This is a genomic window from Natrinema soli (genome assembly GCF_028618695.1).
In genome coordinates, this window is the sequence record NZ_JAQIVI010000152.1 from 1 (window position 1) to 7,230 (window position 7,230).

The window sequence follows — 7,230 nt, forward strand, 5'->3', positions numbered from 1 at the left end:
CGGCTGGGGCTGTGGCTGGCCGACCGGCTGGCCGGTGTCGGGCGTGCCGTCCTCGCCCTGTCCGACGCCGCCCTTGTCGCGCTGGTCGTACTCGAACTCCGGCAGCGAGACGATCTTGACCGGGATGTTGATCTCCCCGGGCCGGCTCTGGCCCAGGTCGCCGTACTGGATGAAGTCGGCGAGATCCTCGCGGCGCTCCTCGCCGACTTCGCGGAATCGCTCGAGGTCGTCTCTCAGTCCCATCTGTAGCTCACCTGTCCCATGACGTGTCTACTGGTTAGCTCGGCCGACGCCTCGGTGTAGCCGAAGAGGTCGACCATCGTGTCGATCGTGCTCTCCTTGACCGCCGCCGTCTCGGTTCCGCTGGGCGGATCGCTCCACTGTCGCGGGTCGAAGTCCTCGAAGGTCCGCTCGACGTCGTCCCAGTCGTGGCTCTCGAGGACGGTCTTGATCACCGGGATCGCCGTGAGGTCGACGTCCTCGACCGAGAAGTCCTCGTTGCGGTGCTCCCAGGCGTGGCGATTCAGGGAGGTGATGACCTTCTCGCGTCTGAAGTTCCGGACGCTCTCGCGGGGGAGGTTCCCCTCGTACTCCGCCTCGGAGAACCGGCCCAGGTGCTCGATCTCGAAGAGCTTCATCGTCAGCGGATCGGGCTCGACGCGCTCGCCGCGGTCGTTGTACAGCGGTTCTTCGGTCTCCCAGGCGTAGACGTGTTCAACGTACTCGGCGACGGTCTCCTCGTCGACGCGTTTGTCGTGCATAATGGCCTCGATGACGTCGCTCTCCTGCTGGTCGTAGATGTAGTTCTTCACGGGGACGACGCGGTTCTCGAACTCCGAGCGCTCGCCCGTCGAGAAGACCGGCGCGTCGGCCAGCCCCTCGACCATGCCGTTCAACACGTCGCGGGGCATGACGACGTCCTCGACCGGCAGCTCCGCGTGGTGGCGTTCGAGGTCCGCCTGGAGCAGTTCTGCGAGCGTGTCTCGCGTGTACGTGACGGGAATACCGTGGTCGCCGTCGTTGCCGTCGTCGTCGAAGTCGAACTCGTCTTTCTCCCGCCGGGTGTCGCCCTCCTGGAGGTAGCCCTGATCGTAGATCCGGGCCTTGTCGACCAGATCGAGCCCGTTCGGGAGGTCCTCCTCGTCCAGTCGCGTGACGACCGCGTACAGCGCGGCCGCCTCGACTGCGTGGGGCGCGAACTCCTGCGTCCGCGTCCGGCCGTCCTGGCCTTTGACCGTCACCGTCACCGGCGCGCGGATCCGATCCTCGAGTTCGTCGTAGCTCTCGGCCTCCCAGACCGAGGTCTCGTTGGTCAGCTCGCGGCGGATCAGCTCCGTCTCGAGCGAGAGATTCGTCAGATAGCCGAAGCGGTGTTTGTCCAGCCGGCGTTTCAGAGCCTTCAGCGGGTCCATCCCGTTGCGATCCGAGTGCTGGTTGAGCTGGGCCTCGAGGTCGGGGTTCGAGATGATCAGCAGCTGGGAGTCGACGTCCATCCCGATCCCCTTGTCGAGCTTCACCGACTGCTCGTCGGGGACGTTCAGCAGCTTCTGGAGCAGGTCGGCGTGCTGGGCGGCGTCCTCGACGACGGTGAGGACACCGTTGCCCTGCGAGAGGACGCCGTCGTAGCTGAACGCCTGCGGGTTCTTCCGGCCCCGCGAGTCCAATTCCTGGAGCATGCCGTGCATCCACGAGCCGACGAGGCGCTCCTTGGGCGGGCCGTCGTCCTCCGAGTGGAGGACGCCGACGCCCTGTCCCACGTCGACGACGTAGTTCTTCACCCTGAGGTGGTCCTCGTCCGTGATGGCCGAGAACAGTTCCTCCTCGCCCTCCCGGCGGTAGCGCTCCTCGAGGAAGTCGTAGGCCTCCCGGGAGAACGGGTCGAGTTGCGCGTCGACCTGCACGGGAACGTGATCGTCGAGTTCCGCGTTGAGTCGCTCGAGCAGGTCCTCGCGGACGTTCTCGGGGAACACCGACAGCGGGTGGGCCTGGACGGGACTTTCGTACCAGTTCTGCTCGTCGGCCGCGCTCGCGTCGCCGCCGTAGCTCAGGCCGCGCTCGCCGGCGTCGGCGGTCGAGATGTTCCACTCGACCGTGTAGCGGCGACCGTCGGGCGTCTTCGAGTACTCGCGGAGGCCGTTGACCAGACAGCGCTTGAGTTCCGATTTTCCGGTCGCCGTGGGCCCCTCGAACCAGATGATCTTCTCGTCTTTCGCCCGGCCGGCGGCGATCGATCGGAGGTCGTCGACGAACCCGTTGAGCACCTCGGTGTTGCCGAGGATCGCGTGCTCGCCGTCGTTGTGCGGATCGTCGAAGAAGCGGTAGCGCTCCTTCTCCTCGCCCTCCTCGACGACGGTTCGAGTACCGGCGGCCTCGATCGCTTCGAGCAGGTACTTCGAGGCGTGGGAGGCGATCGAGGGGTTCTCGAAGATGCGGTCGACGTACGCCGCGAGATGCATCGGCTCCTCGTAGGTCTCCTCGAGGGCGCGGTCGGCGTCGCTGACGTAGTCGGTTCCTCGTGCCATGTTAGTCTTCCATCTCTGCTTTGGCGACCTCCGCGCCGGCGAACTCGAGTACCTCTTTGGCTCCGCCTTCGGAGTAGCCCTGTTCCATCAGCGCGTCGATCCACGCGGAGCGCTCGTCGTCGTCGAACTCGTTGGCCGACACCAGCGCGGAGAAGTTGATGTTGTGCTTCTTGTCCTCCCAGAGCTTGCGCTCGAGCGCACGGCGCAGGCGCTCGTTGTCCTGCGGGTTGAACGCTTCACCTTCACGCGCACGGCGGGAGACCCAGTTCGAGACCTCCTGACGGAAGTCTTCCTTCCTGTCTTCGGGAATGTCGAGTTTCTCCTCGACGCTGCGCAGGAAGGTCTCGTCGGGCTCTTGCTCGCGGCCCGTGAGTTCGTCCTCGATGGTGTCGTCGTCGATGTAGGCCATCACGTGATCCATGTACTTCTCGCCCTGGCGCTGGATCTCGTCGAGGTCGTAGGCGAGCGCGTGGCGGACGTCCTCGATGGCTCGCTCCTTGTACTCCTCGCGCACGGTCTCGAGGTAGCGGTAGTACTTCTCGAAGTTGTCTTCCGGAATCGAGCCGTGGTGCTCGAGGTTCTCCTCGAAGAAGTTGAATACCGTCAGCGGCGAGAGGAAGCCTCGCTGGCGGTGTTTGGAGTCCATGATCGCCTCGGCGATCTCGTCGCCGATGAACCGGGGAGAGACGCCGACCATGCCCTCGCCGATCTCGGCGGTCGCCTCGGCCTCTTCGCGGAGCTTCTTGATGTCGATATCGTCGCCCTCGTCGATCTCGCCGTTGTAGGCCTTGGCCTTCGAGAGCAGTTCGACGGTTTCGGTGTCGGGCTCCTCGATGCGCGTGAGGACGCCGAAGAGGCCCGCCATCTCGAGGGTGTGGGGCTCGACGTTGATGTCGGGGACGTCGGCGTTTTGCAGCATCTTCTCGTAGATGCTGGCCTCGTCCTCGTAGGAGAGGACGTAGGGGAAGTCGATTCGCTTGGTCCGGTCGTTGAACGCCTCCATCTTCTCGTCGCCCTTCTTGTCCTTGTACTCGGGCATGTTCGTCCGGCCGACGATCACCTGATCGATATCGATCCGCGGGTTGTTCTTGGGTTTGATCGTCTGCTCCTGGGTCGCGTGGAGGAAGTCGTAGAGGAACTCCCGCTGGAGTTTGAGCAGCTCCTCGCCGGAGAAGATGCCGCGGTTGGCGTTACAGAAGGCGCCCGAGTAGTCGAACGCACGCGGATCGCTCTCGCCGTAGATGGCGATCTTCGAGTAGTTGACGTCTCCCGTCAGCTCCGTCTCGTCCTGGTTCTTCTTGTCCTTGGGCTCGAACGTCTCGAGGCCCTGGCGCTTGTTCTCGTCGGCGACGAAGCGGACGATCTCGACGTGGTTCTCGAGGACCTGCTGGAGGTCGTCGTCGTAGTACGCCAGCAGCCGGTCCATGTAGAACTCGCTTTCGGGGTCCAGCGCCTGCTCGTTCTGGATCGTGTACGGTGCGTCGAGGTTCTCGTTGAGGTCGTCGATGACCCGCTGGCGCTGCTCGACGGGGAGCAAGACGAGCGGGTCCTGATTCATCGGTGATCGGACGGTGTCGTCGGCCGGGTCCTGGTCCTGAATCACGTCACAGAGGTTGGTCCACCTGAAGGTGTACATCCGACCGTCGTCCCTGAGCGTGTAGTCCTCGAAGTACGTGCGGACCTGTTTGTCGAAGTGGGACTTCCCGGAGCCGACCGGACCGAGGAGGAGCTTGATCCGGCGCTCGGGGCCGAGGCGTCGCGCACCCGATTTGACCTTGTTCACGAACTCGTGGATCGACTGGTGGATCACCTTCCCGTAGAAGGTGTTCTCGCCGTCACCGAGCGGGTCCTCGCTCGCGAGCTGGTACTCGACCATCCCTTCGGTCTCGTCGTAGGTGGTGCCGTAGTAATCGAACATGTCCGCGACGCGCTGGTGGGCGTTGCGGGCGATCCTCGGGTCCTCGTACACCGCCTCGAGGTACCAGTCGAAGGACTTTGTTTCCCGCAGGTCTGCGGGCATCGATTCCTGGTAATCCGTACTGAGCTGCTCGAGTGTCTCGATGTCACCGGTCATGGTATCATTGCCAGTTGCGGGGTTCCCCCGTCTGCAGTGCAATCGTCCGTGCGTGCACGGACGGCGTGAGCGGACGCCGTTCGACCGATCGAGGCGTCTCGTGGCCGAACTGTCGGAATCCGTCGCGTCGCGTCACCCGACGTGAGCGCGTCGTACTCGCCGGGCTCCTCGAGCGGGTTCTCGCGGAGTGCGACTCCGTCGCGGGCGGCTATATTGCGTGTCATGTGTCGTCTCTTCCACTCGATGTCGTGCGGTGACCCCGCTGGCCGCGGACGACGATGCGCCGGGGACGAGCGCGGAGTGGATCGGACCGCTGAACGGATACCGATAGTATTTAATGAGTGAGTAATCCAGGTACTTAGCCTTAGCCCCAAAAGGTATTTATCAGGAGTTTATTCCAGATAAATACTTACAGAAGTATATATTGGTGGTCGATATCACACCCCATATTCGGCGGTCTATCGGATAAATCACCGGCCTGCAGCGTCCATGTCGGCTCGCGCGCGCTCTTCCACCGCCGGTTTGTCACGTCGATCTCGCGGGTTCGACAGACCGCTGTCGACTGGTTCGGCCCGCCCTCTCGACCGGCGTCCCGGTGCGGCCGGGCGGCTCATCATCCGACTGATCGCGGTGTCGACGGGGAGGACGCCCGCCGATTCGGTGGCTACTATAGGGCCGGCAGTCCTATCGACTCCCATGTCGGATTCGGAGACGGACGGTGGAATCGACCGCTCGCAGCTCCCCGACGGCTGGACCGTCTGGAGCCAAGGGGAAGACGGCCGGCTCGTCCTCGCGTACCGACCGGACGTCTTCAACGCCGCGGACTTCCCGGCGCCCTGTCTGCCGACGCTGTATCTCACCCACGGCAAGCGGACCCGCCGCCCCGGCGTCAACCCCGCCGACACCGCCGACTCCGCGGACTGGTTCGTCACGCTTTATCTCGAGCCGGATGTCTCGGGCGAGACGCTTCGGTTTCCGACCCGGGAGGCGGCCCTCGAACGGACCGTCGCACTCGCCCGCCAGTTCGACGACGGCGAGATCGACTACCGATCGCTCTATCAGGTCCCTCGCGAGGAGTACTTCGACCGACTCGACGTCCTCACCGGCGACGATAGCGCGGACTGACCGCTTTCGAGTCCGAATCTGTGCTCGAGTCCGAATCTCTCGCCGTGGTACTCCGATCGACCCCCTCGCCGCGATGCTCCGGTCGACCACCGGGACGTGACGCTTAACCGCCAGTGGAAACTACGCGTGGGTATGTCGACCGTTACACTCGTCGGCTCCCGGCTGGCCGAACCGGGAACCGAGTTCGTCTATGAGGGTGAGGCCGACGGCTGCGCCGGCTGTCCCTACCGCAGTCAGTGTCTCAATCTCCAGCCCGGGACGAAGTATCGCATCACCTCGATCCGCGAGAACGCCCAGACGCTCGAGTGCGCCATGCACGACGGCGGCGTTCGCGCCGTCGAGGTCGAACCCGCGCCGACGCGCGCGAACATCGCGTCGAAGGGAGCGTTCGCCGGCAGCAAGACGAGCCTCCCCGGTCCCTGTCCGTACGTCGCGTGTCCGAGCCACGAGTACTGCGAGCCCGACGGCGTCGAATTCGACGAGGAGTATCGAATTCGGGAAATCATCGGCGACCCGCCCCACGAGGTCTGTCACCTCGACCGCCCCCTCGAGTTAGTCGAACTCGAGACCGACGACTAACGCGTCGGTCGCGGCATCCAACTCGAGAAGCACAACCAATCGCTCGGTGACTCTCGCCCGCCCGCTCTATCGTCGATTCAAAACCGACTTCTTCCACGTCAGTCTCGTTACGGGTCGTTACGTCACAGCGCCGGCGATCGCCAGGAGCCCCGCTCCGAGCAGTCCGGCGATCCCCGCGCCGACGAAGGCCGGCGTGTACGTTCCCGCGAGGTCGTACGTGAGACCGGCGGCCCAGGGAGCGAGCAGCCCCGAGACGGCGAAGGACATCGACACGAGCCCGAAAATCGCGTTCGGGTTCGCCGTCCCGAACAGGTCCACCGTCAGCGGCGAGAGCAGCGCACCGTTGCCTCCGTAGGCGATCCCGAAGACCACGGCGAACCCGTACAGTCCGAGCGGGGAACCGACGAGAGGCAGCGACAGCGTTGCTGCCCCCATGACGCCCGAACACGCGACGAACGTCCGAACGCGACCGAATCGATCCGCGAGCCCACCGATCCCGATCCGGGCCACCGCCGTCGTCCCGCCGATTGTCGCAAGCGCCACCGCACCCGTTTCCTCCCCGAGACCGATATCTCCAGTGTAGGGGACGATGTGAACGAGTACGGCGTACAGGGTCGCATAGACGAGTACCCAGCCCGTCATGACCAGCAGGAACTGCCGTGAGATCGCGACGGCGACGAGTTCGCGCCGATAGGCATTCCACTCCGGTGGGTTGCGGTCCGGAACGCCGTCCGGGAACTCGTCGCCCGGATCGGTATCGCTCGAGGCCGGATCGTCGGCGAACAGCGGTGTCACGAGCGCGACGGCGACCGTCGCGGCAACGACGAGTACGAGGAACGCATACCGCCACTCGAGGACGCCGATGAGCGCGCTCGCGGCGGGCGACATCGCGACCATCCCGATGCCGAGGCCGGCCGTCGCGATGCCGGT

8 protein-coding genes are annotated in these 7,230 nt (G+C 64.7%); 2 read left to right on the forward strand and 6 right to left on the reverse strand.

Annotation, left to right across the window (positions count from 1 at the left end):
- The 5 genes from PGX04_RS11100 to PGX04_RS11120 form a co-directional block, all read right to left on the reverse strand.
- Positions 1–243, reverse strand: a 243-nt coding sequence (locus tag PGX04_RS11100) for a DUF444 family protein (RefSeq protein WP_273738562.1), incomplete at its 3' end; no start/stop codon positions are given.
- The gene (locus PGX04_RS11105) at positions 234–2,522 is read right to left on the reverse strand and encodes a PrkA family serine protein kinase (RefSeq protein ID WP_273738563.1); all 2,289 of its coding nucleotides are present in this window, start codon (positions 2,520–2,522) and stop codon (positions 234–236) included. The genes PGX04_RS11105 and PGX04_RS11100, both read right to left, overlap by 10 nt.
- 1 nt (position 2,523) lies before the next feature.
- A complete protein-coding gene (locus PGX04_RS11110) occupies positions 2,524–4,596 on the reverse strand; it encodes a PrkA family serine protein kinase (protein ID WP_273738564.1) in 2,073 nt (690 codons plus the stop codon).
- Positions 4,593–4,820 carry a hypothetical protein gene (locus tag PGX04_RS11115; RefSeq protein ID WP_273738565.1) on the reverse strand — a complete coding sequence of 76 codons (228 nt, stop codon included), beginning with the start codon at positions 4,818–4,820 and terminating at the stop codon, positions 4,593–4,595. The genes PGX04_RS11110 and PGX04_RS11115 overlap by 4 nt, the downstream gene beginning before the upstream one ends.
- A 246-nt stretch (positions 4,821–5,066) precedes the next feature.
- Positions 5,067–5,294 (reverse strand): hypothetical protein, encoded by a 228-nt coding sequence (locus tag PGX04_RS11120; protein ID WP_273738566.1) that lies wholly within the window; start codon positions 5,292–5,294, stop codon positions 5,067–5,069.
- On the opposite strand from PGX04_RS11120, the gene PGX04_RS11125 reads away from it, so the two are divergent.
- Positions 5,293–5,721: a DUF5820 family protein gene (locus tag PGX04_RS11125; protein ID WP_273738567.1), complete on the forward strand. Its 429-nt coding sequence runs from the start codon at positions 5,293–5,295 to the stop codon at positions 5,719–5,721. The two genes, PGX04_RS11120 and PGX04_RS11125, sit on opposite strands and share 2 nt — an antisense overlap.
- 132 nt (positions 5,722–5,853) lie before the next feature.
- Entirely contained in the window at positions 5,854–6,300 is a 447-nt protein-coding gene (locus tag PGX04_RS11130; protein WP_273738568.1) for a UPF0179 family protein, read from the forward strand.
- 117 nt (positions 6,301–6,417) lie between these two features.
- Here PGX04_RS11130 and PGX04_RS11135 read toward each other — a convergent pair.
- On the reverse strand, positions 6,418–7,230 hold an 813-nt coding region (locus tag PGX04_RS11135; RefSeq protein WP_273738569.1), incomplete at its 5' end, for an MFS transporter.